27 protein-coding genes and 1 tRNA gene are annotated in these 26,143 nt (G+C 61.9%); 22 read left to right on the forward strand and 6 right to left on the reverse strand.

The window, feature by feature from the left end:
* The first annotated feature begins 119 nt into the window (after positions 1-119).
* The 3 genes from ACSSVQ_RS01430 to ACSSVQ_RS01440 are packed head-to-tail and all read left to right on the forward strand — an operon-like array spanning position 120 to position 3,211.
* A complete protein-coding gene (locus ACSSVQ_RS01430) occupies positions 120-680 on the forward strand; it encodes a polysaccharide biosynthesis/export family protein (protein WP_454180523.1) in 561 nt (186 codons plus the stop codon).
* Positions 680-1,879, forward strand: a complete 1,200-nt coding sequence (locus tag ACSSVQ_RS01435; protein ID WP_454180524.1) for a glycosyltransferase family 4 protein — start codon at positions 680-682, stop codon at positions 1,877-1,879. The genes ACSSVQ_RS01430 and ACSSVQ_RS01435 overlap by 1 nt, the downstream gene beginning before the upstream one ends.
* 12 nt (positions 1,880-1,891) lie before the next feature.
* Entirely contained in the window at positions 1,892-3,211 is a 1,320-nt protein-coding gene (locus ACSSVQ_RS01440) for an O-antigen ligase family protein (protein WP_454180525.1), read from the forward strand.
* 38 nt (positions 3,212-3,249) lie between these two features.
* Here the strand turns inward: ACSSVQ_RS01440 and ACSSVQ_RS01445 are convergent.
* A tRNA-Cys gene (locus tag ACSSVQ_RS01445) sits at positions 3,250-3,323 on the reverse strand.
* A gap of 208 nt (positions 3,324-3,531) precedes the next feature.
* Here ACSSVQ_RS01445 and ACSSVQ_RS01450 point away from each other — a divergent pair.
* The 5 genes from ACSSVQ_RS01450 to ACSSVQ_RS01470 all read left to right on the forward strand — a co-directional run bounded on the left by ACSSVQ_RS01450 (position 3,532) and on the right by ACSSVQ_RS01470 (position 10,411).
* Positions 3,532-4,203, forward strand: a complete 672-nt coding sequence (locus ACSSVQ_RS01450) for a protein-L-isoaspartate O-methyltransferase family protein (protein ID WP_454180526.1) — start codon at positions 3,532-3,534, stop codon at positions 4,201-4,203.
* A 177-nt stretch (positions 4,204-4,380) separates the two neighbouring features.
* Positions 4,381-5,793, forward strand: a complete 1,413-nt coding sequence (locus ACSSVQ_RS01455; RefSeq protein WP_454180527.1) for a TolC family outer membrane protein — start codon at positions 4,381-4,383, stop codon at positions 5,791-5,793.
* Between the two features lie 119 nt (positions 5,794-5,912).
* Positions 5,913-6,740 (forward strand): DUF2497 domain-containing protein, encoded by an 828-nt coding sequence (locus ACSSVQ_RS01460; protein ID WP_454180528.1) that lies wholly within the window; start codon positions 5,913-5,915, stop codon positions 6,738-6,740.
* Positions 6,741-6,945: 205 nt separating this feature from the next.
* Entirely contained in the window at positions 6,946-9,834 is a 2,889-nt protein-coding gene (locus tag ACSSVQ_RS01465; protein ID WP_454180529.1) for a valine--tRNA ligase, read from the forward strand.
* Between the two features lie 115 nt (positions 9,835-9,949).
* A complete protein-coding gene (locus ACSSVQ_RS01470) occupies positions 9,950-10,411 on the forward strand; it encodes a membrane lipoprotein lipid attachment site-containing protein (protein WP_293325265.1) in 462 nt (153 codons plus the stop codon).
* Positions 10,412-10,459: 48 nt separating this feature from the next.
* Here ACSSVQ_RS01470 and ACSSVQ_RS01475 read toward each other — a convergent pair whose 3' ends face one another.
* A complete protein-coding gene (locus ACSSVQ_RS01475) occupies positions 10,460-10,699 on the reverse strand; it encodes a hypothetical protein (protein WP_293325263.1) in 240 nt (79 codons plus the stop codon).
* A gap of 176 nt (positions 10,700-10,875) precedes the next feature.
* Between ACSSVQ_RS01475 and ACSSVQ_RS01480 the strand changes: the two genes are divergently transcribed.
* Complete coding sequence (locus ACSSVQ_RS01480) at positions 10,876-11,637, forward strand: tetratricopeptide repeat protein (protein WP_454180530.1); 762 nt, start codon at positions 10,876-10,878, stop codon at positions 11,635-11,637.
* A gap of 3 nt (positions 11,638-11,640) precedes the next feature.
* Here the strand turns inward: ACSSVQ_RS01480 and ACSSVQ_RS01485 are convergent, their stop codons facing one another.
* From ACSSVQ_RS01485 to erpA, 4 genes are all read right to left on the reverse strand, one after another.
* Positions 11,641-12,024 (reverse strand): EthD domain-containing protein, encoded by a 384-nt coding sequence (locus ACSSVQ_RS01485; RefSeq protein ID WP_454180531.1) that lies wholly within the window; start codon positions 12,022-12,024, stop codon positions 11,641-11,643.
* A 2-nt stretch (positions 12,025-12,026) separates the two neighbouring features.
* A complete protein-coding gene (locus ACSSVQ_RS01490; protein WP_454180532.1) occupies positions 12,027-12,422 on the reverse strand; it encodes a GFA family protein in 396 nt (131 codons plus the stop codon).
* A gap of 15 nt (positions 12,423-12,437) precedes the next feature.
* On the reverse strand, positions 12,438-13,217 hold the full coding sequence (locus tag ACSSVQ_RS01495) for an exodeoxyribonuclease III (protein ID WP_454180533.1): 780 nt from the start codon (positions 13,215-13,217) through the stop codon (positions 12,438-12,440).
* Between the two features lie 97 nt (positions 13,218-13,314).
* Complete coding sequence (gene erpA, locus ACSSVQ_RS01500; protein WP_293325254.1) at positions 13,315-13,677, reverse strand: iron-sulfur cluster insertion protein ErpA; 363 nt, start codon at positions 13,675-13,677, stop codon at positions 13,315-13,317.
* 171 nt (positions 13,678-13,848) lie between these two features.
* Between erpA and ACSSVQ_RS01505 the strand changes: the two genes are divergently transcribed.
* The 13 genes from ACSSVQ_RS01505 (at position 13,849) to ACSSVQ_RS01565 (ending at position 26,108) form a co-directional block, all read left to right on the forward strand.
* The gene (locus tag ACSSVQ_RS01505) at positions 13,849-15,036 is read left to right on the forward strand and encodes a deoxyguanosinetriphosphate triphosphohydrolase (protein WP_454184629.1); all 1,188 of its coding nucleotides are present in this window, start codon (positions 13,849-13,851) and stop codon (positions 15,034-15,036) included.
* A 77-nt stretch (positions 15,037-15,113) separates the two neighbouring features.
* Positions 15,114-16,868 (forward strand): arginine--tRNA ligase, encoded by a 1,755-nt coding sequence (gene argS / locus ACSSVQ_RS01510; RefSeq protein WP_454180534.1) that lies wholly within the window; start codon positions 15,114-15,116, stop codon positions 16,866-16,868.
* Complete coding sequence (locus tag ACSSVQ_RS01515) at positions 16,868-17,716, forward strand: SPOR domain-containing protein (protein ID WP_454180535.1); 849 nt, start codon at positions 16,868-16,870, stop codon at positions 17,714-17,716. The genes argS and ACSSVQ_RS01515 overlap by 1 nt, the downstream gene beginning before the upstream one ends.
* Positions 17,713-18,735 (forward strand): beta-N-acetylhexosaminidase, encoded by a 1,023-nt coding sequence (gene nagZ, locus ACSSVQ_RS01520; protein ID WP_454180536.1) that lies wholly within the window; start codon positions 17,713-17,715, stop codon positions 18,733-18,735. The genes ACSSVQ_RS01515 and nagZ overlap by 4 nt, the downstream gene beginning before the upstream one ends.
* A gap of 140 nt (positions 18,736-18,875) precedes the next feature.
* Positions 18,876-19,874: a segregation and condensation protein A gene (locus ACSSVQ_RS01525; protein WP_454180537.1), complete on the forward strand. Its 999-nt coding sequence runs from the start codon at positions 18,876-18,878 to the stop codon at positions 19,872-19,874.
* Positions 19,871-20,791, forward strand: coding sequence for an SMC-Scp complex subunit ScpB (scpB, locus tag ACSSVQ_RS01530; RefSeq protein WP_454180538.1), 921 nt, complete (start codon positions 19,871-19,873; stop codon positions 20,789-20,791). The genes ACSSVQ_RS01525 and scpB overlap by 4 nt, the downstream gene beginning before the upstream one ends.
* A 195-nt stretch (positions 20,792-20,986) precedes the next feature.
* Complete coding sequence (locus ACSSVQ_RS01535; RefSeq protein ID WP_454180539.1) at positions 20,987-21,229, forward strand: twin-arginine translocase TatA/TatE family subunit; 243 nt, start codon at positions 20,987-20,989, stop codon at positions 21,227-21,229.
* 75 nt (positions 21,230-21,304) lie between these two features.
* Positions 21,305-21,754, forward strand: a complete 450-nt coding sequence (tatB, locus tag ACSSVQ_RS01540) for a Sec-independent protein translocase protein TatB (RefSeq protein WP_454180540.1) — start codon at positions 21,305-21,307, stop codon at positions 21,752-21,754.
* A complete protein-coding gene (locus ACSSVQ_RS01545) occupies positions 21,751-22,335 on the forward strand; it encodes a twin-arginine translocase subunit TatC (RefSeq protein WP_454180541.1) in 585 nt (194 codons plus the stop codon). The genes tatB and ACSSVQ_RS01545 overlap by 4 nt, the downstream gene beginning before the upstream one ends.
* Positions 22,332-23,129 (forward strand): twin-arginine translocase subunit TatC, encoded by a 798-nt coding sequence (gene tatC, locus ACSSVQ_RS01550; RefSeq protein WP_454180542.1) that lies wholly within the window; start codon positions 22,332-22,334, stop codon positions 23,127-23,129. Before ACSSVQ_RS01545 ends, tatC begins: the two co-directional genes overlap by 4 nt.
* A gap of 129 nt (positions 23,130-23,258) precedes the next feature.
* On the forward strand, positions 23,259-24,560 hold the full coding sequence (gene serS / locus ACSSVQ_RS01555; protein ID WP_454180543.1) for a serine--tRNA ligase: 1,302 nt from the start codon (positions 23,259-23,261) through the stop codon (positions 24,558-24,560).
* A gap of 40 nt (positions 24,561-24,600) precedes the next feature.
* On the forward strand, positions 24,601-25,392 hold the full coding sequence (gene surE, locus ACSSVQ_RS01560; RefSeq protein WP_454184630.1) for a 5'/3'-nucleotidase SurE: 792 nt from the start codon (positions 24,601-24,603) through the stop codon (positions 25,390-25,392).
* 32 nt (positions 25,393-25,424) lie between these two features.
* A complete protein-coding gene (locus ACSSVQ_RS01565; RefSeq protein ID WP_293325233.1) occupies positions 25,425-26,108 on the forward strand; it encodes a protein-L-isoaspartate(D-aspartate) O-methyltransferase in 684 nt (227 codons plus the stop codon).
* The last annotated feature ends 35 nt before the right edge of the window (positions 26,109-26,143 follow it).

Raw genomic sequence — 26,143 nt, forward strand, 5'->3', positions numbered from 1 at the left:
GATTTTCGGAAAATCGACGTATTTGTTGAGGCTTGAAGGCTTTAGGGGGATCCGGCTAGCGAAGAATTAACCCTTCGAGCGATAGCATCGGGTGGTTAACGCCGAGCTTGGGTCAGCACATGATTTTTCGTTTTCTTGCCGCCATCCTTGCCATTGGGCTTCTCGCCGGATGTACCTCTCAGGGGATCGTCGCCGAGAGGTCGGTTATGGCCGACAATGACGCGCCTTACACGCTGGGGTCCGGCGACAAGCTTCGGGTGACCGTTTTCGGCCAGCCCGATCTTAGCGGAGAGTTCGCCGTGGACGGTTCCGGCATGGTGTCGATGCCTCTGCTCAAGCCGGTCAAGGCGGCGGGGCTTTCCACCGAACAGCTTGAAAGCGAACTCGAGGCGGAGCTGGGCAAGACGCTGCTCCGCAATCCCAGTGTGAGTGTCCAAGTTTCGGAATTCCGGCCCTTTTTCATTCTGGGCGAGATCGCGAAAGCCGGGCAGTACCCGTATGTGAACGGGATGACGGTTGAGACTGCTGTTGCGATCGCAGGTGGATATACCTACCGCGCCGACCGGGACGTTGTGCGCATTACCCGGCAGAAGGGCAACAAGGTGGTGGAGATGAATGTCGCGCCCACCGTTGTCGTAAAGCCCGGCGATACCATCCTCGTCATGGAGCGCTATTTCTGATGTCCGGCCTGCCGCATGGCCCGGACCGTTCGCCGCTCAGGGTCCTGCATATCCTTCGGCATCCCATGGGCGGGCTTTTTCGTCATGTCTGCGATCTGGTCGAAGGCCAGCAGGAGGCCGGCGTCATGACCGGCGTTCTGTGCGCCGAACCGCCCCCGGGCAATACCGTGTCGCGCGCCATGCTGGAAAAGCTGGAACGTCATTGCGGGCTCGGGCTTCATATCGTTCCGATGGGACGGCTGCCGGGGATCGGTGATTTCCGCGCGCTTGAGCAGATCGGCGATATCGTCCGGCGTCTGCGCCCGGATATTCTGCATGGGCATGGCGCGAAGGGCGGGGCTTACGCCCGGCTGCTGTCGCGCCGCCACAGCGCCCTTCGTCTTTATACGCCGCATGGCGGTGCGCTCCATTATTCGGGCCTGTCGCCGACAGGTGCCGTTTTTCTCGCGATGGAAAGGCTCCTCAAGAGCCGCACCGACGGCTTCATCTTCGAGTCGAGTTTCAGCCAACGCGCCTATGACGAAAAGATCGGGCGTCCGTCAGCCGCATCGATCGTCATTCCGAACGGCGTTCGCCCGGATGAATTCGTGTCGGTTGAAGCCGATAAAGGCGCGGCGGATTTTGTCTTCATCGGCGAGTTGCGACGGCTGAAGGGTGTGTCCGTTCTTATCGACGCGCTGTCGGGCATGAAGGCGAGGGCATCGCTCGCGATTGTGGGGAGCGGGCCGGACGAAGCTGAATTCAGAACGCAGACGAACCGGTTGTCGCCGCCGGCAGATGTGACGTTTCTCGGACCGATGCCGGCGCGCGAAGCGTTCCGGCAGGGGCGGGTGGTCGTCATGCCGTCACTTGCTGAATCGCTGCCCTATGTGGCGCTGGAGGCCATCGCAGCCGGCAAGCCTTTCATCGCGACGGATGTCGGTGCGATGTCGGAAGTTTTCGGTCCAGACGCAGGAGCGCTTCTGCCGCCGGGCGACGTAGCCGCATTGCGGCAGGCGCTGGAGGAAGTGTGTGAAGACGTCGAGGCGCTGAGCGAGCAGGCCGTCCGATTGCAGGCGCGTGTTCGGTCGGATTTTTCCACGCAACGCATGGTCGGGGACGTGTTGAGTTTCTACGAAAGGCTCGTCGCCTCGCACGCGCAGTCCCGAAAGAAGGTGGCGGGGGGGCGCGCCGTCCCCGAAGCCTCGCTGCGAAACTGAACCGGAAGTGTAATGCAGGGCTGGCAGGTCGAAATCGATGACAGGATGGCGCGGGGCAATGCCCATCGCTGGAGCGTCGGCGTGCTGCTCGCCGATGTCATTGTCGGGCTTGCGCTGCTGAGCAGCTTTTATGTCGTCGGGGCCCGGGGCGATGAGCAGCCCGCCCCATACGATCTGCTGATGGTTGCCGTGACCATGCTGGTCATTATCCTCGGCCTTCGCCTGCCGCGCGGTCTTGCCTGGCCGGCGCTGGTTTGGGGTCTGGTCATGGTGGGCATGGGCATTGGCGGCCTCAGCGCCGTCTATGTTGACAAGGCCAACACCGCGACGATGGTGCTGGCCTATCTCATCATCACGTTCATTTTTTTCACGTCCTATGTCTATGAAGATCCGCGGCGGCGCCTGCTGTTGATCTTCTGGTGCTACACGGTCGCGGCCTGTGCCGCCGCGCTGGCGGGGATTGCCGGCTATTTCGGGCTGACGCCCGGCATGTTCGTGGAATATGGCCGTGCCCGGGGCACCTTCAACGACCCGAATGTGTATGGTCCGTTCCTTGTCGGCCCCACGCTGTTTCTGGCCTATCGCCTTTCGGTGGCCACGCGATTGCGCGATCTATGGATGGCCGTGCCGACGGCGGTTCTGGTGCTGGGGCTTTTTCTGAGCTTTTCACGCGGCGCCTGGGGCGCCTTCGTGCTTTCCTGCGCGATCTTCTTCATTCTGACTGCGAAGACCGCCCGGTCGCGCACGCAGATCGCCCGGCTCATCGGGTTTGCAGCGTTCCTGACCGTGATGGCGACCGTCGTCATCGGCGCTGCCTTGTCGATACCCGAGGTTTCGGCCCTCTTCGCCGAGCGCTTCTCGCTGGTTCAGGACTATGATGTGACTTCCCAGGGCGGCCGTTTCGAAGGGCAGGCCCGCGCGATCGAAATGGCGCTGCGCAATCCGTTGGGAATCGGTCCGTCCCAATGGGCGATGATCAACAAGCTCGATACGCATAACGTCTATGTCCACCTGCTGATCGCAGGCGGTTTTCTGTCCGGTCTCTGTTTTGTCGGGTTTGTCCTGCTAACGCTGTGGCGCGGCTGGGCGGCGGCGAAACAGGCCGGTCCGGCACAGGGCCTGTTGATCGTCGCCTATTCGGCGCTGGCGGCTCATTTTGCCGAAGGGGTCATCATCGACATCCAGAACTGGCGCCACTTCTATCTGCTGATGGGGATGGTCTGGGGAGGGATTCTGGCCGTGGATGCAGCCAAGGCGGTTCAACGCCGGCAGCCAAGGCGGTTCACGCGGGAGATCGAGGTCATCCCGCCGACCCAGCCTGGCTTCAGATAGAAGAGCCGGGCTTCAGATAGATCGGATAGAAGAAAATGTGGAGGCCACGCCCGGAATCGAACCGGGGTATACGGATTTGCAGTCCGCTGCGTCACCACTCCGCCACGTGGCCTCAATCGGAGTGCGCGGATATAGCAAGTCCGCGCCGCCGGCACAATCTCCAATAATGCTGCGACATTAAGGAAGCGTTCCCGAGACAAAATCACCGGCTATGCTGCCCGGGACCGAATTGAGTTTGTCTCCCTCAGCGACTATAAACGCGGCAGTGCCCTATGATTTGCCTGCGTGCCCTTTTCGGGGACATTCATCAGGATATATCCATGACAGATTTCCAAGCCGCCCGCCTGAACATGGTCGAGAGCCAGGTGCGCTGCAATTCCGTGACCGACAGCCGCGTCATACAGGCCGTTTCCGACATTCCGCGTGAACGCTTCGTTCCGCAGTCCTGCCAGGGCTATGCCTATATGGACGAGGACCTGAAGATCGCAGACGGCGGGCGTGAAGGCGTGTCGCGCTATCTGATGGAGCCGCGGGTTTTCGGCAAACTTGTGCAGCTCGCAGAGGTGGACAGCGGCGATCTCGTCCTCGATATCGGCAGCGGCACCGGCTATTCCGCGGCCGTCCTGGCCAGGCTGGGCAGTGCGGTGGTTTCTCTCGAATGCGACGAGGATCTGGCGAAACGGGCATCGTCGACGCTCAACGATCTCGGCATCGACAATGCCGCGGTGGTGACCGGTCCGCTCCAGCAGGGCTATGCCGATCAGGCGCCCTATGACGTGATTTTCTTCAATGGTTCCGTCGAGGACGTACCGAAAGCGATTCTGGAGCAGTTGAAGGATAATGGCCGGCTCGTGACGGTGGTGGGAGACGAAACCGCCGGCAGCGCCATGGTCTTTGTCCGCGCGGGGGACGATACGAGTGGCCGCAAGGCCTTCGACGCGCTCGTCCAGCCGCTGCCGGGCTTTCAGCGGGAAAAGAGCTTCGTTTTCTGATCGAGGCGGAATACCCGACAGATTTCATGTTTTTTGGCGGAATTCAAAGGAATTTGCCGATAAATGTGCAATGACGACACATGAATCCAGCGACCGTACCTATATAGTGGCGGCGAGCTGGTAGATGAATCGCGGATGCGTTGAGGGGCGAGCCGCGGTCTTTCGGAGAAGAAACTGATGAAAAGATATAAAGACAATGCCCCCGGCAATTCGGGATCGCTGCGCGCTTTTGCGCGGGCATTCCTGCTTACGACTGCCGTCGCGGCTACCATGGGCACGGCAGCGCATGCCGATACGCTGACGGATGCGCTTGTGCAGGCATATGAAACCAATCCGACGCTCGGCGCCCAGCGCGCCAATCTGCGCGCCACGGATGAAGGCGTCCCGCAGGCGCTCTCCGGCTGGCGGCCGTCGCTGACCGCGCAGGGGTCCTACGGCCTCACGAACAACAGGACCGAAACCAATGGCGGGATAACGGCGGATAATACGCTTCACCCGCTGACGGGTACGGTCACGCTCAACCAGAACATTTATGCCGGCGGGCAGACCGTGAACAGCACGGAGCAGGCCAAGGCCGCCGTGCAGGCCGGGCGCGCGAACTTGTCCAGCGTCGAGCAATCGGTGCTGCTGGGCGCCGTGCAGGCCTATATGAATGTCATCCGCGACGAGGGCGTGCTGGAACTCAATCGCAACAACGTGCAGGTTCTGAAGCGCGAACTGGATGCGACGCAGGATCGTTTCGATGTGGGCGAACTGACCCGTACCGACGTTTCGCAGGCGGAAGCGCGCCTCAGCCTATCCAAGACGAACCTCATCAACGCCGAAGCTCAATTGACGGCCAGCCGGGCCGCCTATGAGCGCGTGGTCGGTCAGGCGCCGGGCACTCTGGAAGAGCCCGCCCGGCCGGCGGATCTGCCGCAAAGCGAAATGGCCGCTCAGGAAGTTGCCCGGACCCAGCACCCCGACGTCGTGGCCGCTCGCAAGGCCGAGGAAGCGTCGCGGGCGTCGATCCGTGTGGCGAAGGGCGCGCTGCTGCCGAGTTTCGACGTGCAGGCCAAATACCAGTATGCCCGCGATCCGGGCAATTCGATCCACGACACCGAAGAGAGTGCCGTGCTCGGCGTGCTCACCATCCCGCTTTACCAGTCGGGTAGCGAATATTCCGCCGTCCGCCAGGCCAAGCAGGTGAACAGTCAGCGCCGGATGGAGATTGCAGCGGCGATCCGCGCGGTCGACGAGGCGGTCCGCAATGCCTGGGAGCAGCTTCGCGCATCCCAGTCGGCTGTGCTGTCCACGACGGAGCAGGTGAAGGCGAACAAGATTGCGCTGGACGGTGTCCGCCAGGAAGCGCAGGTCGGCTCGCGGACCACGCTGGATGTGCTGAACGCCGAACAGGAATTGCTGAATTCGCGCGTGACCCTAGTCAGCGCCGAGCGTGACCGTTCGGTTGCCGAATACGGACTGCTGGCGGCGATGGGGCAATTGACGGCCAAGAAGCTCGCTCTGCCTGTCAAATACTACGATCCGCAGAAGAATTATGACGAAGTCAGCGGCAAATGGATCGGTTTCGGAACGGGCGACGAGGAATAAGCCACGAAATCTCGGGTAAAGTTTGCTCTTTCATGGCAATTCCGTTCAACTTCTCATAAGGTTTGAGAGGTAAGAATGGCATTCAGGCATATGGATGTCGGGAGTAACGGGACGCGATTATGAGCAATTCTGGGCAGGCCCAAGAACCGACCATGGAGGAAATTCTCGCCTCCATTCGGCGGATTATCTCCGAAGATAGTGGTGAGGAAGGCGATGCGGGCCCCGAGGCCGCGCCCGAAGCGCCGCCTCCGGCAAGCGAACCTGAGGAAAGCTTCGAGCTTGAGGAAGAAGGCGAGGTCCTTGAGCTGACCGATGCCCTTCCCGAAGAGCCCGCGGCGAGTGCGCAGGAACCTTCTTTCGTCGAGGAGCCGGCCCCGGCTCCCGAGCCTGAGCCCGCTGCCTATTCGGCGGGCGCGGCGGAGATCGAGGAAGAAGCCCCGGCTGAAGCGCCGGCCGAGACGCCAACCGAGACGAATGTCGTCGAGCCGGCCTTTTCTCCGCCGGTCGAGGCGGCCGATGTGGCCGACGACGCTGAAATCGAGCCCGAAATCGAGGAGAAGGCCGGCATTGCCGATCTTGAGCCCTCCGATTTCATCGAAGACGACGCCTCCGAAGAGGAGACGTTCGACGCCGATGACGACATCGTTTTCGAAGAGCTTTCAGATGAGCAGGAGCCTGTCATGAGCGCCGAGAATGCCGAGCCGCTTCTTTCCGAGGCAGCCAACAGCAATCTGATGTCCCGCGTGACCGAGGATGCCGCCTCGGCGGCTTTCGGCGCGCTGTCGAGCTCGCTCGTGACCAGCACGGGCGACGTCCGGACGCTGGAAGAGCTGGTCGGCGAGCTTCTGAAGCCCATGCTGAAGGATTGGCTTGATGCCAACCTGCCTTCCATGGTCGAGGAAATGGTACGCGAAGAGATCGAGCGGGTAGCGCGCAAGCGCCGCTGATTCTTCGTTTCCATACCAAAGGCTTTCGAGGCCGGTCCGGAAACGGACCGGCCTTTTTCATTGGCCTTTCCAAGCTGTCGTGGCCGTCTCGCGCGGCCCGCTTGATAGGGGGCGGCGGCTGTGGTGTAAAACAGCCGGATTCTCCGTATTTGGCCCGATTTGCTGGCGCCCCCCGTGTTCCGGGCCGTCCAAGGATAGATTTCAGATGCTCGACAAGACTTTCGCCCCGCAGGAAGTGGAAAAACGGCTCTATGCGCTCTGGGAAGAGGGCGGAGCCTTCAAGGCGGGGCCGTCGGACCGGGTAAAGGGCGGGGCCAAGCCCTACAGCATCGTCATCCCCCCGCCGAACGTCACCGGCACGCTGCATATGGGCCATGCGCTCAACAATACGCTGCAGGACATTCTGATCCGGTTCGAGCGGATGCGCGGCAAGGACGTTCTCTGGCAGCCGGGCCTCGACCATGCGGGCATCGCCACCCAGATGATCGTGGAGCGCCAGCTCGATGCGGAAGGCAACATGCACCGCCGCGATATGGGCCGGGACGCCTTTATCGAACGCGTCTGGAAGTGGAAGGGCGAAAGCGGCGGCGCGATCATCAATCAGCTTCGCCGGCTTGGCGCCTCCTGCGACTGGAGCCGCGAGCGTTTCACCCTGGATGAGGGGCTGTCGAAGGCCGTCCTCAAGGTCTTTGTGGAGCTTTACCGCGAGGGCCTCATCTATCGCGACAAGCGGCTGGTGAACTGGCATCCGGAGCTTCAGACCGCGATCTCCGACCTTGAGGTCGAGAATATCGAGGTGAAGGGCCATTTCTGGCATTTCCGCTATCCGCTGGCCGACGGCGTCACCTATGAATGGCCGGTCTATGACGAAGACGGCAACCAGACCGGCACGGAAACGCGCGATTACATCGTCGTCGCCACCACGCGCCCGGAAACGATGCTGGGCGACACCGCCGTTGCGGTGAACCCGGAAGACGAGCGCTATGCGCCGCTCAGGGGCGCCAAGGTGAAGCTGCCGCTGACGGACCGTCTCATCCCCATCGTCTTCGACGAGCATGCCGATCCCGAGCAGGGGTCGGGCGCGGTGAAGATCACGCCAGCACACGACTTCAACGACTTCGAAGTCGGCAAGCGGCATGACCTACCGCAGATCAATATCTTCGACAAAGAAGCCCGGCTTTTGCTGAGGGAGAATATTGATTTTACACGCGGAACTGATCCGAACATCACGGCTCAGACGATCGGGCGGCTGCATGGACTTGATCGGTTCAAGGCACGTGAAGAGGTCGTCAAAGCGATCGATGAATTGGGTCTACTGGACCATATTGAAGACAAGCCCGTCATGGTGCCGCATGACGAGAAGTCCAAAATGGTCGTCATCGAGCCCTTCCTGACAGACCAGTGGTATGTCGATGCGGCGACGCTTGCCAAACCTGCCATTGAGGCGGTGGAGCGGGGCGAGACAAGCTTCGTGCCGAAAAACTGGGAAAAGACCTATTTTGAATGGATGCGCAACATCCAGCCCTGGTGCATTTCGCGCCAGCTCTGGTGGGGGCATCGGATTCCTGCTTGGCACGGATTCCAAATGCAGGAGGACGGAGGCCTTGTTGTTGATAAGAGCATTCATTTCGTTGAATTCACCGAAGCCGAAGCGATAGAGGCCGCCAAAAAGAAGTACGGTCGAGCCGTCCAGCTTGTGGGTAGTGAGTTTGAAGCTGCGGAGATGTTGTTGAATTCCGCCGTCGGTGAGGGAGGCAATGGGGCTGTTCCGATCTGGCGCGACGAAGATGTGCTCGACACCTGGTTCTCTTCCGCACTTTGGCCGTTCTCCACGCTCGGCTGGCCGGACAAGACGCCGGAGCTCGAACGCTACTACATGACCGACGTTCTGGTGACGGGCTTCGACATCATCTTCTTCTGGGTCGCCCGGATGATGATGATGGGCATGCACTTCATGAAGGAAGTGCCCTTCCACACGGTCTATATCCATGCGCTGGTCCGCGACGAGAAGGGCCAGAAGATGTCGAAGACCAAGGGGAACGTCATCGATCCCCTTCAGCTCATCGACGAATATGGCGCCGACGCGCTGCGCTTCACGCTTTCCGCCATGGCCGCGCCGGGGCGTGACATCAAGCTCGCCACGAACCGCGTGGAAGGCTACCGCAATTTCGGGACCAAGCTCTGGAATGCCTCGCGTTTCTGCGAGATGAACGAATGCGTCCGCGTGGAGGGGTTCGATCCGGCGAATGTTCAGCATACGGTCAATAAGTGGATCGTGGGAGAAGTCGCGCGCACTGCGTCGAAGATCACCGAGGAGATCGAGGCCTATCGTTTCAACGATGCGTCGGGCGCGGCCTATCGTTTCGTCTGGAACGTGTTCTGCGACTGGTATCTGGAATTCATCAAGCCGTTGCTGATGGGCGAGGACGAGGCGGCGAAGGCCGAGGCGCGCGCCACTGCCGCCTGGACGCTCGACCAGATCCTGAAACTGCTCCATCCCTTCATGCCGTTCATCACCGAAGAGCTCTGGCAGCGCACGGGCGAGCAGGGCCCGAAGCGTGACGGCATGCTGGCCCTTGCCGACTGGCCGTTGCTGACCGGTGTCGGCGACCGCCAAGCCGATGATGAAATGGAATGGGTGATCCGCCTCATTTCCGATGTCCGTTCGGTGCGCGCGGAAATGAACGTGCCGGCGGGCGCGAAGATCGAACTGGCGATCAAGGATGCCTCCGGCGAAACGCTGGAGCGGCTGGAGCGCCACAAGAACCTCATCATGCGCCTAGCGCGGCTGGAAAGGGCCGAGCCGACCGACAGCGTGCCGCAGGGCGCGGTGCAGATGGTGCTCAACGAGGCGACGATCTTCCTGCCGCTGGCCGATGTGATCGACCTCGGTGCCGAGATGGAGCGTCTTAGAAAGGCGATCGCCAAGCTGGAAGGCGAGGTGAAGAAGATCGACGCCAAGCTCGGTAACGAGAAGTTCCTGGCCGGCGCGCCGGAACATGTCGTCGAGGAGCAGCGCGAGCGGAAGGTCGATGCGGAAAGCACGATCAGCCGCTTGAGCGATGCGGTGAAGCGGCTGGAAAGCGCCGCATGACCTTGCCGCGACAACGGACGATTTTTCCGGAATTAGGGAAAATTGACTGTTTTACTTTTTGAGATTTTGGCCAATCATTATCCCCGGGTGTCATGCCTTATAAATTGGGGGAGTAATGAAAAAGCTGATTATTGCCGCGGGCGCCGTTCTGGCGCTTGGCGGGTGCTCGACTATTGTCGATGGACAGTCTCAGACCATTGGAGTGAATACCAGTCCGACCGGGGCGCGCTGCGAGCTGGAGCGCGAAGGGGCTCAGATCGGTGTTGTGGATCCGACGCCGGGGACCGTGACCATCGAGAAGACGAAATACGATATCATCTTCAATTGCTCGAAGGACGGGTATCAGGATGCCTCTTTCGTCAACAAATCCGACGTGAACGCCGCAACTTTCGGGAACATCCTTATCGGGGGCGGTATCGGTTGGGCGATCGATTCCGCCACAGGATCGGACAACAAATATCAGGGTACGGTCAGTGTCACGCTCGCCAAGGCTGATGAGGAACCGGCCAAGGTTACGGAGCCAGAGCCGAATATTTCCCAGTCCGCAGGCGAAAAGACCAGCGCGCTCATGAACTGATTGCGGTCCGCAAGATCGAAAAGGCGACCTTTATGGTCGCCTTTTTTGTTATCTGAACAAGCCAATCCAGATGAAAATCGTCGTCGCCACGCCCGCGATGAGCGCGAGGAGCTGCATGCCCGTCAGGAACAGGATGAACCAGTAGACGAAGGACCCGACAAAGAGGCCAACCGCCATCCATATCGCGACGATGCCGAGGAAAAGCCAGACCGGCAGCAGCGCGACCAGAATAATCCCGATGATGACCAGCAGAATGGGGTTGCTGATGATGACCGTCGTTTCCTGCATCGCTTTTCTCCTCTACTGGTGAGCCTCCATAATCTTGCTAAGCGGGAAATGTGGCGGAAAGGCGCTGATCCGCCATCCAACGGATTTTTAAGGGAAATTTCCTTTATCGGCCGGAACGGGCAGCCTAGTATCCGGGGCTGTTCTATCCGGATGCCGAGACCCGAGGAGAGTCCCCAATGTCCCGTTTCCAACGACTTGCCGTTCTTGCCGCCGCGCTCGGCCTGACCCTGACCGTGGGGGGAGAAGTGCGCGCCGCCGCGCCGGCGGAAGCGAGCGTGGCCTTCCAGCAGGGGATGACGGCCTACAAGTCCGGCGACATGACGAGCGCCGTGAAGGACTGGACGAAGGCCGCCGATCAGGGCCATGTCGGCGCGGCCTGGCTGCTGGGCAATCTCTATGAGAAAGGCAAGGTCGTTCCGCAGTCCGACGCGCAGGCGTTCAAATATTACAAGATCGCGGCGGAAGGCGGGCAGCCGGAAGCGGCGACGCGGCTGGGGCTCATCTACCGCGAAGGCAATCCGGACATCGAACTCGACAAGAACTACAAAGAAGCGGTTCGCTGGTTCGAGGTTGGGGCGCTGGCCCCGCGCGCGGATGCGCAATTCTATCTCGGCCAGATGCATCGCAATGGCTGGGGCGTGCCGGTAGACAAGTCGGAGGGCCTGCGCTGGTATTTCCTCTCCGCCAAAAAGCGTTTCCCGCCGGCCTTTCTGGAGCTTGCGCGCATTCATTTCGACGGCGACGGCGTGGATGTGAACCGGGAGGACGCCTGGGGCTTCCTGATGCTCGCGCAGCGCTATGGCGACGACGCCATCAAGCAGCAGGCCGAGGAGATGTACGACAAGTACGAACCTCGTATGAAGGCCGGCGAAAAGTCAAAGGGCTCCCGTTTTGCGGAAGCCTGGGTGGAATCCTCGAGCGACGGGCCGGGGAACTGATCCTCAGCCGAAGATCACCTTCTCCTCGCCAAACCAGAGCGGTGAATTCGCCAGATCGATGAACTTCTGCTCGTCTTCCAGCAATGCGCGTCCCGCCTCGATGGCGTCGGGCTCGGTCCCGATGGCGGCCAGATCTTCCGCATTGGCCCACCAGAGCTGGGCGACGCCGTCATAAATCTCCGGTGCGTTTTCGATACCGCCTGCGCGCACGGCGCGGAGCGCTTCGGCCATGGCCGGATCGCCCGAATGCAGCTGGACATAACGCTGAATGCGCAGCGCCTCGCGGTGCGAAGCCACGAGGGGCCCGTGCTTGTTCAGCCAGTAGTCCTGAAACTCTTCGAGCGTGAACGAGGGCAGGCGGCGCAGGCAAAAGGTCAGTTTGATCATGCTCATTCCATTCCCGGGAGATCCCGGTCGAAGCCTTTCATATAGGCGGGGCGGGACTCGGTGAATATCTGGCGCGTCGGCGGGAAGGCGTCTTGATCGTCCAGCGAGGCCAGCGTCACGTCGATTTCCTCACCGCGCGCCTCATGCCAAAAGCTGATCTGCGTTCCGCAATTCCCGCAGAAGCCGCGCGAGGCGGGCGGGGAAGAGCGGTAATCCTTCAATGCGCCTTTAGTCACGCGAAAGGCCTCGATCTTGACCGTCACCCAGGGCACGACGGCCGCGCCGGCGGCTCGCTGGCACATGCGGCAATGGCAGATCGTGGAGTGGAGCGGCGCTTCGGTCAGCTCGTAGCGGATCGCGCCGCAGAGGCAGCCTCCTTCGATGGGCAGATCGGCCATTGCGTCTTTCCCTTGCTAGAAGTCGAAGCTCGCCCAGACGGGCGTATGGTCCGACGGCTTTTCCCGTCCGCGCACGGCGCGGTCGATATCACAGCCCGTCAGATGGTCCGCGGCCTGCGCGGACAGCAGCAGATGATCGATGCGAATGCCGTTGTCCTTCTGCCAGGCGCCGCGCTGATAGTCCCAGAAGGAATAGCGATGCGCTTCATTGTGGCAGGCGCGGAAGGCGTCGGTCAGGCCGAGATTGAGAAGTGCGTGAAACTTCGCCCGGGTTTCCGGCAGGAAGAGCGCATCCTCTGCCCAGGCCGCTGGATCGTACACATCGTCATCCGTGGGAATGACGTTGTAGTCGCCCGCGAGGACCAGCGGTTCCTCATAGGCGAGCAGGCCGCGCGCATGGTCGATCAGGCGGTCCATCCATTTCAGCTTGTAGGCGTATTTTTCATCGCCGCCATTGCCGTTCGGTAGATAGATGCTCGCCACGCGCACCGCGCCGCCATCGATGGAGACGACTGCTTCGAGATAGCGCGCCTGCTCGTCGGATTTGTCGCCGGGCAGGCCCGCTGTCACATCTTCCAGCGGATGGCGGGAGAGTATGGCGACGCCGTTATAGGTCTTCTGCCCATGCACGGCGACGTTGTAGCCCAGCGCCTCGATATCGCTTTTCGGGAAGGCATCGTCGACGCATTTGATTTCCTGCAGGCAGGCAATATCGGGTTGGGCCTCGTCCAGCCAATCCTTGAGATTGCCGAGCCGGGCCTTGACCGAGTTGACGTTGAAGGTCGCAATTTTCATGGGTAGCCGTCTTCCGGAACGCGAGCGAGTCGGGAAGCGGCAGTCTGGCCCATCGGGCGGAAATGGGGAAGGGAGCGGGTGCCCCCGGATCGCGGCGTTAGATCGAGAAGGAGGTGCCGCAGCCGCAATTGGCCTGTGCGTTCGGGTTTGCGATCTTGAAGGCAGAGCCGATCAGGTCTTCCGCATAATCGATTTCCGATCCGGCGAGATACATCTGCGAGACCGAGTCGATGAGCACCGACACGCCGTCCTTTTCGATCACGAGGTCGTCGTCCTGCGCGGTATCGTCCAGCGTGAAGGCATATTGAAAGCCCGAGCAGCCGCCGCCCTGAACCGCCACACGCAGCATCACGCCTTCACCTTCTCCTTCAATAATCGCGGCGATCTGCTTGAAAGCGCGGTCGGAAACGGTGATGGGCTGGCCGGTGCCGGGCAGGGTGTCGATGTCCATATCGCTCATGGCGTTCTTTCCGATGAGGCTCCTTCTTCACAAAGGAGGCCTTCCGTTCTGGAATGATACTAAATATAGCTCATAACAGATGTAAGAGGCTATGCCTCGGATTTCAAACGGTCAGGACAGGAGAGCGGCGTGCCAGACAGCGATCCGAACCCGAACGGGAAAGGCCGTTCCATCGTCTCCAATCCGGGGACGACGGCGCCCTTTGCCACGCTGGCGGTGGAAACCAGGGGGCGGCTCTATCCCGAGCCTGAAAGCGCGACCCGTACGCCGTTTCAGCGCGACCGCGACCGGATCATTCATTCCGGCGCCTTCCGGCGGCTGAAATACAAGACCCAGGTCTTCGTCTATCACGAGGGCGACAACTACAGGACGCGGCTGTCGCACTCGCTGGAGGTCTCCCAGATCGCCCGCTCGATCGCGCGCCTGCTGGGGCTGGACGAGGATTTGGCCGAGACGCTGGCGCTGGCCCACGATCTCGGCCACACGCCGTTTGGCCATGCGGGTGAGGATGCTCTCGACGGCTGCATGGATGGCTTTGGCGGCTTCGACCACAATGCCCAGACGCTCCGGATCGTCACCAAGCTCGAACACCGCTATGCCGATTTCGACGGGCTCAACCTCACCTGGGAGACGCTTGAGGGGCTGGTGAAGCATAACGGCCCGGTTATCACGCCCGGCCGGGGCGCCGATGAGCTGCCGCGCGCCATCGTGGAATATGCGGAGCAGCAGGACCTCGAACTCCACAGCTATGCCGGGCTCGAAGCGCAGGTGGCCGCGCTCGCCGATGACATCGCCTACAACAATCACGACATCGATGACGGGCTGCGGGCCGGTCTTTTCAGTATCGACGATCTGATGGCGCTGCCGCTGGTGGGCGATGTCTTCCGGGAGGTTCTCGACAGCTATCCGGGGCTTGAGGAAACGCGGATCATTCATGAGGCGGTGCGTCGTCTCATCGGTGCCATGATCGGCGATGTGATGCAGGAAACGCAGGCGCGGCTCGACCGCGCGAAGCCGCAAAGCGCGGCGGATGTCCGCCATAACGACCGGGCCATCGTCGCCTTCTCGGCGGAGATGAACGAGCATAACGCGGCGCTCAAGGCCTTCCTCTTCGAGCGCATGTACCGCCATTACCGGGTCAATCGGAGCATGAGCAAGGCAAAGCGTATCGTCCGGGACCTGTTCGGGCTTCTTCATGCCGAGCCCAATCAACTGCCGCCGGAATGGCAGGCAGGCTGCGACGGGCCGGAAGGCATGAAGACGGCGCGCCGGGTCTGCGACTTCATCGCGGGCATGACGGACCGTTTTGCCATCGAGGAACACAAGCGCCTTTTCGACCTGCACGACCCCAGAGGCTAGAGACCCGTTTGCGGGCTGGAAACCACGCCGTCTCCCCGCTATGGTGCGCCACCCAAGCGGCATAAGTGGCGATTTTCATGAATCTTTTTCGGTATTTCGAGGAACGGGTCGAGGCGGCGGTTCGCCACCTGATCGACGAGGGCGTGCTGCCCGGCGACGTGGATACAAGCCGGGTGACGGTGGAGCCGCCGCGCGATGCCTCGCATGGCGATATTTCCACCAATGCCGCCATGGTGCTCGCCAAGCCCGCGGGGCTGAAGCCGCGCGAACTGGCAGAGCAGATCCAGGCGCATCTGGCGACCGACGAGGCCGTCACCGAGGTGGCGCTGGCCGGACCCGGCTTCATCAATCTGCGGCTCAGCGATGCTTTCTGGCTGGCGCGGATGCCCGAGATCCTGCGCGCCGGTTCGTCCTATGGGGCAAGCGGGCTGGGCGACGGCGAGAAGGTCAATGTGGAATATGTCTCTGCGAACCCCACGGGCCCCATGCATGTGGGCCATGTGCGCGGCGCGGTGTTCGGCGATGCGCTGGCCAACCTTCTGGAAAAGGTCGGCTATGAGGTCTGCCGCGAATATTACATCAACGATGCCGGCGGCCAGATCGAGGTGCTGACGCGTTCCGCCTTCCTGCGTTACCGCGAAGCGCTTGGCGAGGATATCGGCGACATCCCCGAAGGGCTTTACCCCGGGGATTACCTCAAGCCGGTCGGCGTTGCGCTCGTCGCCGAGCATGACAAGAGCCTTCTCGAAATGGATGAGGCGGAGTGGTTGCCGATTGTCCGGCGGGCGGCGGTCGATGCCATGATGGAACTCATCCGGGGCGACCTTGCCGAACTCGGCATCGTGCATGAGGTCTTCTATTCGGAGAAGTCGCTGCACGATTCCGGCGCGGTCGAGGACACGCTGAAATATCTGGACGAGAAGGGCCTCATCTATGTCGGCGTGCTGGAGCCGCCCAAGGGCGAAGTGCCCGACGATTGGGAGGCTCGCCCGCAGACGCTTTTCAAATCCACCGAGTTCGGCGACGATGTGGACCGGGCGCTCAGGAAGGCCGATGGCAGCTGGACCTATTTCGCGCCGGATATCGCCTATCATCTGGACAAGTATCGCCGAGGCTATCGCTCCATGATCGATGTCTGGGGTGCCGATCATTCCGGCTATATCAAGCGGATGAAGGCGGCGATCTCCGGCGTGACCGGCGGAGACGGCGAGTTCGACGTGAAGGTCTGCCAGATGGTTCGCCTGCTGCGGAATGGCGAGCAGGTGCGCATGTCCAAGCGCTCGGGCGATTTCATCACGCTGCGCGAGGTGGTGGATGAAGTCGGCAAGGGCGTCGTGCGCTTCATGATGCTGACCCGCAAGAACGATGCGCCGCTCGATTTCGACTTTGCCAAGGTGATGGAGCAGTCGCGCGACAATCCGGTCTTTTACGTCCAGTACGCCCATGCGCGCATTCATTCGGTGCTGCGCAACGCGGCCGATCCGGAGGTCGGTTTCGAAGTGTCCGACGCGACGCTGGCCAATGCGGATATGACGAAGCTGGCGGATGAGGCGGAACTTGGCCTTATCAAGCTTATGGCGAGTTTTCCGCGCGCCGTGGAACAGGCGGCGCTGGCGCATGAGCCGCATCGCATCGCATTTTATCTCTACGACCTCGCGTCGGCCTTCCATGGCTTGTGGAACAAGGGCAAGGACGATCCGCGCCTGCGATTTATCCTGAGCGATGACAAGGATGTTACGATGGCCCGGCTCGCCTTGATTCGAGCGACAGGCTATGTGATCGCGGCCGGGCTGGGGATTTTGGGGGTCGAACCCGCCGAGGAGATGCGCTGATGCCTTCAGGCAGAGACTGGGACGATGAGCCCGAATACGACATCGACCCGGACTATGACGATTACGACGACGAATACGACTATGAAGACGAGGGGACGTCCAGCCGCCGCCGCTCCTTGATGGTGCTGAGCGTGTTGCTGCTTCTCATCGTCTTCGGCGGCGTGGTGTTCGTGGCCTATCAGCAGGGCATGAAGCAGGGCAATCAGGCCCAGCCGCCCGTGCTTCAGGCTGAGAACATGCCGGGCAAGGTGGCGCCCAAGGAACCCGGCGGGGTCAAGATTCCGCATCAGGAAAACACCATCTACGACCGGATCGACGGGTCTTCAAAGGACAATGAAGAGCTGAAGGTCGAGCAGCTTCTGCCGCCGGCCGAAGAGCCGGTCGATCTTCCCGAAAAGAAGGCCGAAAAACCTTCCGCTCCCTCGCAGGAGACGAGTGAATCTGGGCAGGAAAAGGCGTCATCCGAGGCGTCTGCGCCGAAGAATGTGACGGCGCCCGAACCCGAGCCCGCACCGGTTCGGCAGGAAGACCAGGCGGTCGAAAAGGTGAAGGCCGCTTTGGCCGAAACATCTCCTCCCGCGCCAAGCCGTCAGGCCGGGTCGGGAGGCTATGTCGTTCAGCTCGCCGCTTTCCGGGACGCGGATGCCGCCCGGACGGCTTTCCGCAAGTTGCAGGGCAAACATGCCTCGCTGCTGGGCGGGCTTTCCGCCGACATTCAGCGGGCCGATCTCGGCGACAAGGGCATCTATTACCGGCTTCGGGCCGGATACATGGGAAAAACCGACGCAGCCGAGCTTTGCGCGAAGCTGAAAGCGCAAGGCCAGGGCTGCCTTGTGAGGCCAAGATGACGCAACAGGCCGCGATTTACGGCTGCCAGGGTTTAACGCTGACCGACGACGAAAAGAGCTTTTTCAGGGACGCCGCGCCTTGGGGCTTTATCGTATTCGCCCGCAACATCGAGACGCCGGATCAGCTTCGCGCGCTGACGGCCTCGTTCCGCGAGACAGTGGGCTATGACGCGCCGGTGCTGATCGATCAGGAGGGCGGGCGCGTTGCCCGCCTGAAGCCGCCGCATTGGCGGCGTTATCCGCCGGGCCGCGCTTATGGCGAACTTTACGAGCGGGATCCGGAGGCCGGGCTGACCGCGGCGCGGCTCGGCTCGCAGCTCATGGCGGCGGAACTCACCGATGTCGGGATTGATGTGGATTGCCTGCCGGTGCTCGACGTGCCGGTCGAGGGCGCGCATGACATTATCGGCGACCGGGCCTATTCGACCTCGGCGGCGACGGTGAAGGCGGTGGCGCAGGCCGCCGCCGAAGGGCTGCTCGCAGGGGGCGTCCTGCCGGTCATCAAGCATATTCCGGGACATGGCCGCGCGGGCGTGGACAGCCACGAGAAGCTTCCGGTGGTCGATGCGTCGCGCGAAACGCTCGGCGAGACCGATTTCGTACCGTTCCGGACGCTGTCGGACATGCCCATCGCCATGACGGCGCATGTCGTCTACAGCGCGATCGATCCGGACAACCCCGCGACGACCTCCGCCAAGGTCATTCGGGAAGTCATCCGGGAGGATATGCGCTTTTTCGGTCTTTTGATGAGCGACGATCTGTCGATGAAGGCGCTTAAGGGCTCGCTGGGCGAGCGGACCCGCGCTGCGCTCGGGGCCGGTTGCGACATGGCGCTTCACTGCAATGGCGATATGGCCGAAATGCAGGCGGTGGCCGCCGAGGTGCCGACATTGGCCGGCGAAGCCGGGGCGCGGGCCGAAACGGCCCTTCGAAACTGGAAAAAACCACCCATGGGGTTCGACGCGGAAACCGGTTATACCCGGCTGCAGGAGCTTCTCGGCCTCTCGCTCACGGCCTGAGCGTAGAAGGCTGGGGATAAGCCTATGGGCCGGGTAGGCCCTGCGCGGATCACGCGCTATAACTGATTCCTTTCAGCCGTTTCGAGTCGGGGAACATTCAGTCGGGGCTCGGGGCTGGCGGGGTAATTCCAGGGACAGAGATGAACGAGGCGTCCTCACAAAGCGAGATGCCGGGCGACGGGCCTGAGGGTGGCGACAACGCCGCCAATGAGGCCGAGACGCAGGCCCAGACGGAGACTGCTGCGTCGCCGGATCAATTCGAGGAGGGCGCGCCGCGCGGCGAGCCCGAGGCGGATGGCGAGGAGTCCCTGATTGTCGATCTGGACGGTTTCGAGGGACCGCTGGATGTGCTGCTGGTGCTGGCGCGCAACCAGAAGGTCGACCTCACCAAAATCTCGATCCTGCAACTGGCCGAGCAGTATCTCGAATTCATCAATCAAGCCCAGAGGATGGAGCTTGATCTTGCCGCAGATTATCTGGTCATGGCGGCATGGCTCGCCTATCTGAAATCGCGTCTGCTGCTGCCGCCGCCGGATGAGGAAGAAGGTCCCTCGGGCGAGGAAATGGCCGCGCGGCTCGCGTTCCAGCTTCAGCGGCTGGAGGCGATGCGCAAGGCGGCCGAACAGCTCTTTGCCAGCCAGAGGCGGATGGGCATCCATGTCTTCCGCCGTGGCGCGCCGGAAGGCGTCAGGGTCATTCGCCGCAGCGAGTTCGACGCCTCGCTCTACGATCTCCTCAAGGCCTATTCCGACCAGCGCCTGACAGGCCATGAGACGAAGTGGGAGCCCAAAAGGCTTCCCATCATGCAGATCGAGGATGCGCGCCGCCGCCTGGAGAAAATGCTCGGCATCATGGTCGAGTGGGACCGGATCGAGGCTTATCTGCCGTCGGGCGAGGGCGTGACGCCGGAACTGCGGCGGTCGGCTCTGGCCAGCATGTTGAGCGCGTCGCTCGTGATGGCGAAGGACGGCCATGTGGAATTGAGGCAATCGGGATCTTTCGGCCCGCTTTTCATGCGCAGGCGCGAAACGCCGCCTGAAGAGCCGCTGGTGCCCGAACGGCCATCGGACGGCGAAGCGGAAGACGGCGACGGATCCAGCTCAACCGGCGATGACGACACCGGAAAGACAAGCGAATGACAGACGACATCCAGCACGAGAAGCCGACCGACGAGACGGACGAGTCCCAGCTTGAAAGCGAGGGCGACGGCGAGGCGCCGGAAGAAGAGGCGAGTGCCGAAGCCGCTCCCGCCGAAGAGGCGGAGACTGACGAAGCTGAGGAGGCTGCCGAAGCCGCCGAAACCGCCGAAACTGCCGAGGGGGAAGACGGCCAGGCGGAAGATGAGGCGGACGAGTCTGCCGACAATGTCGTGCGGTTCCCGTCCAATGCGACGGACCATGTGCAGGTCGTCCGGATGGTGGAGGCGCTGCTTTTTGCCGCCGCCGAGCCGCTCGACATCGACAGCATTGCCGCCCGTCTTCCCGAAGGCGCGGATGTGGGCGCTGCGATCGAGGATCTTCAGAAACTTCATGAAGATCGGGGCGTAAATCTCGTTCGTATCGCAAACAAATGGATGTTCCGGACGGCGGACGACATGGCGTTCCTGATGGAGCGCGAGGCCGTCAGCGTCCGCAAGCTGTCGCGCGCGGCGATGGAGACGCTGGCGATCATCGCTTATCACCAGCCGGTCACGCGGGCCGAAATCGAGGAAATTCGTGGCGTTTCGGTTTCCAAGGGCACGCTGGACGTGCTGATGGAAACGGAATGGGTGCGCCTGCGCGGGCGGCGGCGGACGCCGGGCCGTCCCGTGACTTACGGCACGACCGAGGAATTCCTCGTTCATTTCGGCCTTGAGAATGTGGGCGACCTGCCGGGCGCGGAGGAGCTCAAGGCGGCGGGCCTGCTCGATGGCCGTTTGCCGCCCGGTTTCGAAGTGCCGACGCCGAGCGACAGCGGCGGCGACGGGGATGGCGATTTTACCGACGAAGAGCCGCTGACCGAGGAATATGGCGCGGCGATAGACGAGCATCTGACGGCAAGCGGCGAAGAGGACTGATCGCGGCCTGCGACGGGCTCGAAAGGCCGCTATCCAGCGCCCGGTCCGATATGCTAACCAGTGACAATCATTGGGCTTGCCGGGCGGATGCCGCGCAAGCAGGAACCTGTCGCAATTCCGCGCCTGAGCGCCCATATTGAGCTGCACATGCCGGTTGTCCGCCGGGATGCGCTTAGCGGAGTTTCGGAGAAGAACATGCCAGGTTGGACACAGATACTGCTCGTCGTCGCGATCATCGTCCTGTTGTTCGGGTCGGGTCGCATTTCCGGTTTGATGGGCGATTTCGCCAAGGGAATCCGGAGCTTCCGCGAAGGCCTTAACGACGGCGATGAAGAAGACGACAACAAGCCCGAACCCAAGACCATCGATGCCACCGCCGTCCATGAGGACGAGGCGGAGAAAAAGGCTGAGAGCAAGGACAAGACGGCCAGCAGCTAATCTGGTCCGCAGGCGCCGGGGCGGACGGCCTCTTTCTGCCGTTCCTTCTTTCCGGCTCCATTTCCAGGATTCATCATGTTCGATCTGGGCTGGTCAGAGCTGCTTCTCATTGCCGTCATCGCGCTTGTCGTGGTGGGGCCACGCGACCTGCCGCGCATGATGCGGACCGCCGGTCAGTACATGGCCAAGGCGCGGAAGGTGGCCCGGGAGTTTCAGGCGACATTCGACGAGCTGGCCCGGGAAACCGAGGTGGAAGAACTCCGCCGCGAGGTGGCGTCGCTCAAGTCCGAGGCGACCGCGCCGTTGAGTGAAATGCGCAAGGATCTCGACAAGGCGATGCAGCCGCCATCCTCCACCGCTGGCAAGCAGGCGGGCAGCGCCGCCATCCCGGAAACCCAGCTTGACGGTCTGCCGGAAGAAATGGCCGACCAGATCCGCGAAACGCAGGAAATTGAGCAGTCGGGCGAAGCGGAAGACGGGGCCGACGAGAAACCGGCCTCGAAGGCTCCGAAGGGCGACGCATGAGCGAGTATGACGGGGAGATCGGGGCGTCGCGGGCGTGGTTTCTGCGTCCGTGGGGGCTCACTTTCTTTGTCGCGATCGCTTTTGTTGTTTCGTTTTTTTTCGCGCCGGACATCTCTGCCTTTTTGCTGGCTCCCTATAGCGATGCCATTGGCGCGGAAAACGGAGTGAAGCTTGGCTTCACATCGCCGCGGGAGTTCTTTCTGATGCAAGTCGCTATCGCTTTTTTCGGGGCGACGTGCCTTGCCATACCGATTTTAGCGGCACAGTTTCGCGTTACCGGACGAGGTTTCCGTAAGAATCCAGGGCTTTCTCGTCTGGCGGTAGCGGTCGTTCTGTTCGCTTTCGGTTCGGCGACTGTTTATTTCGTTCTCCTCCCGCAGATGATCGAGATCGCTCCGGGTGTGCATCCTGTGGGCAACAAGATGTTCGACGATATTGCGGATACGGATCGGGCAAAGCGCTACCTGACTTTGGCGATGAAGCTGATCCTGTTTGGTGGCTTCGTCTTTCAGCTGCCTCTGGTACTGACGCGGTCGGGGCAGGGTGATGAAAATGCCAGATCAGTCGGGGGCGACGCATGAGCGAGCACGAAGACGAGATGGAGTCCTCGCGGGCGCCGCTGCTCGATCATCTGATCGAGCTGCGCTCCCGGCTCATCAAGTCGATCGTCGCCATCGTGATCGGCTTCGGTATCTGCATCTATTTCGCCAAGGATATCTTCAACATCCTGGTGGCGCCCTATAATCACGTTATCGGCAGCCAGCTCGGCGCCAAGCTCATCTTCACCGCGCCACAGGAATTCTTTCTGACGCAGATGAAGCTCGCCTTTTTCGGGGCGATGTTCCTGGCCTTTCCGATCATTGCGATCCAGATCTACATGTTCGTCGCGCCGGGGCTCTACAAGAACGAGCGACATGCCTTCCTGCCTTATCTCGTCGCCACGCCGATCCTGTTCCTGATGGGGGCGTGCCTCGTCTATTTTGGCGTCCTGCCCATGGCGCTCAGCTTTTTCGCCGGCATGCAGCAGCAGGCGAGCGACGGGCAGGCGGCAATCGAACTGCTTCCCCGGGTCAGCGAATATCTGGGGCTGGTGATGACGCTGATCTTCGCTTTCGGCCTCTGCTTCCAGTTGCCCGTCATCCTGACGCTTCTGGGGCGTGTCGGCATCGTCTCGAGCGGCATGCTGAAACGCGGCCGCAAATATGCACTGGTCGTCACCTTCGCCGCCGCCGCCTTCCTGACCCCGCCGGACCTTCTGAGCCAGATCGCGCTCGGGACGCCCACCTATCTGCTCTATGAGATTTCAATCCTGCTGGTCGCCATGACCGAAAGGAAGCGCGCCGAGGCCGAAGCCGAGGCGGAAGAGGGCGGCTGACCGGCCCGGCTGCCGTTCTGGACGCTTTAGGACCCAGCGCGTATACAGTTCGTCCTTAGACACGGTGGTATCCGGTCCGATTCGGGCGGGCTTCCGCCATTCCTTCATCCTTCAGACATTCGGGGTGTCATGTTCGACATCAAGGCCATTCGCGACGAACCCGAAGCGTTCGATGCGGGTCTCGCCAAGCGCGGACTGGATCCGCACGCGGCCAACCTGATCGCGCTCGACGAGACGAGGCGCAGGGTTATTGCCGAGCTTCAGCAGCTTCAGGCCAGTTCCAATGCGGCCGCCAAGCTCATTGGCGGGCTGATGAAGGACGGCAAGAAGGAAGAGGCCGAGGCGAAGAAAGCCGAGGTCGCGGCAAACAAGGCCCGGATGCAGGAGCTGGAAGCAGCCGAGCGTGAGGCCAAGACCTCGCTCGAGACGGCGCTTTCGGCCATCCCGAATATCCCGCTGGACGACGTGCCCGTCGGTCCGGATGAGAGCGCCAATGTGGAGCGCCACAGGGTCGGCACACCCCGCGAGCTGAATTTCGAGGCCAAAGAGCATTTCGATCTCGGCGAGGCGCTGGGGCTCATGGATTTCGAGACGGCGGCCAAACTCTCCGGATCCCGCTTCGTGGTGCTCAGGGGCGCACTTGCGCGGATGGAACGCGCCATCGCCAATTTCATGGTCGATCTCCACACCACTGAGTTCGGCTATGAAGAAGTGCTGCCGCCTTACCTCGTGCGCGACCAGGCCATGTTCGGGACGGCCCAGCTTCCCAAATTCGCCGACGACCAGTTCGCCGTCTACAAGGGCCAGTCGCAGGAAGAGGAAGATCGCTACTGGCTGGTGCCGACGGCGGAAGTGCCGCTGACCAATCTCGTGCGCGAGAGCATCCTCTCCGAAGAGGAACTGCCGCGTCGTGTCACCGCCTATACGCCGTGCTTCCGCGCGGAAGCGGGGGCCGCGGGCCGCGATACGCGCGGCATGATCCGTCAGCACCAGTTCTCCAAGGTGGAACTCGTCTCCGTTACCACGCCGGAGGCCTCGCTCGACGAGCATGAGCGGATGCTTTCCTGCGCGGAGGAAGTGCTGAAGCGGCTCGACCTGCCTTACCGGGTGATGACGCTCTGCACCGGCGATATGGGGTTCAGCTCGCGCCGCACCTATGACATCGAGGTCTGGCTGCCGGGTCAGAAAATGTATCGCGAGATTTCGTCCTGTTCGGTCTGCGGCGACTTCCAGGCTCGGCGGATGAATGCGCGCTATCGCCCGGCGGGCGAGAAGGGCACGGCCTTCGTCCACACGCTCAACGGCTCGGGCCTCGCGGTCGGGCGAACGCTGGTGGCGGTGATGGAAAACTACCAGCAGGCGGATGGCTCCATCGCGGTGCCGGACGTGCTGCAGCCCTATATGGGCGGCAAGACAGTGATCGGAGCCTGACGGGATGGCGCGCGCGGCACAAAAGACGGTCAGGAAAGACATGCGGATTCTCGTCACCAATGATGACGGGATCAACGCGCCCGGCCTGAAGGCGCTTGAGAAGATCGCACGGAAGCTTTCCTCCGATGTCTGGATCGTTGCCCCGGAAGAGGAGCAGAGCGGGTCGTCGCATTCGCTGTCGCTCGCCAATCCGATCCGCTTGCGCGAACTCGCGAAACAGAAATTCGCGGTGAAGGGCACACCGTCCGATTGCGTGATGATGGCCGTGCGCCACATTCTCCACGGCGAGACGCCGGACCTCGTGCTGTCGGGCGTCAATCGCGGTCAGAACATCGCCGACGACGTCACCTATTCGGGCACCATCGCGGCCGCCATGGAAGGAACGCAGCTTGGCATTCCCTCCATCGCGCTCAGCCAGGCCTTCGGCTTCGGCGGCAAGTCCCATGTGAAATGGGCGACCGCGGAGCGGCATGCGCCGGCCATCCTCAAGGATCTGCTCAAGGCGGGCTGGCCTGCGGATGTGCTCATCAACATCAACTTTCCCGATGTGTCGGCGGCCGCGGTCAAAGGCATTCAGGTGACGAAGCAGGGCAAGCGGGACCAGTCTCTGGTCCGCGTCGAGGAACGGATCGATGCGCGCAACAATCCGTATTACTGGCTGGGCTTCGAGCGCATTCTGAGCAATCCGCCCAAGGGCACGGACCTGCGGGCGATCTATGACGGCTATATTTCGGTGACACCGCTTCACATGAACCTGACGCATGGGCGCACCATGTCGGCCATCGAGACGGCGGTGAATGGCGGTCGGAAAACCGGTAAATCGGGCAAGTGAAACCAATCGAGTAAAAGGGCGGGTGCGCGGCGATGGATGAGGCCGAGCAGGGGAAAATCGAACTCATCATGTCGCTTCGGCGGCAGGGTATTCGCGACAAGCGCGTCCTTTCGGCGATCGAGCGCATTCCGCGCGAAACCTTCGTGGCCGGGACATTCCGCAAGCAGGCCTATGAGGATCACGCGCTGCCCATCGAGTGCGGCCAGACGATCAGCCAGCCCTATATCGTCGCCTATATGACCGAGCAGCTGAAGGTGACGGACCGGATGAAGGTGCTCGAAATCGGCACCGGATCCGGCTATCAGGCCGCCGTGCTGGCCAAGCTCTGCCGCCGCGTCTACACGATCGAGCGCTACCGGACCCTGCTGAAGGACGCGGAAAAGCGCTTCGAGGAACTGCATCTCCACAACATCACCGCCAAGGTGGGCGACGGCACCAAGGGCTGGCCCGAGCAGGCGCCTTTCGACCGAATCATCGTCACCGCCGCCGCGCCGACCGTGCCCCAGACGCTGGTCGATCAGCTCAAGGTGGGGGGCATTCTGGTCGCCCCGATTGCCGCTGCGGCGCTGGCAAGGCCGGATTCCGGGGCTCCCAAGCCCATGCCCGGGGACCAGCGTCTTGTCCGGATCGAGCGAACGGAGGAAGGTGTGAAGCGGGAAGAGCTTCTGCCGGTCCGCTTCGTGCCGCTGGTGGAAGGTGTGGCCAAGGAAAGTTGATGCGCCGAGGCAGGACAGGCTGGACAGGACAGGGA

This window comes from Parvibaculum sp. MBR-TMA-1.3b-4.2, assembly GCF_053628815.1.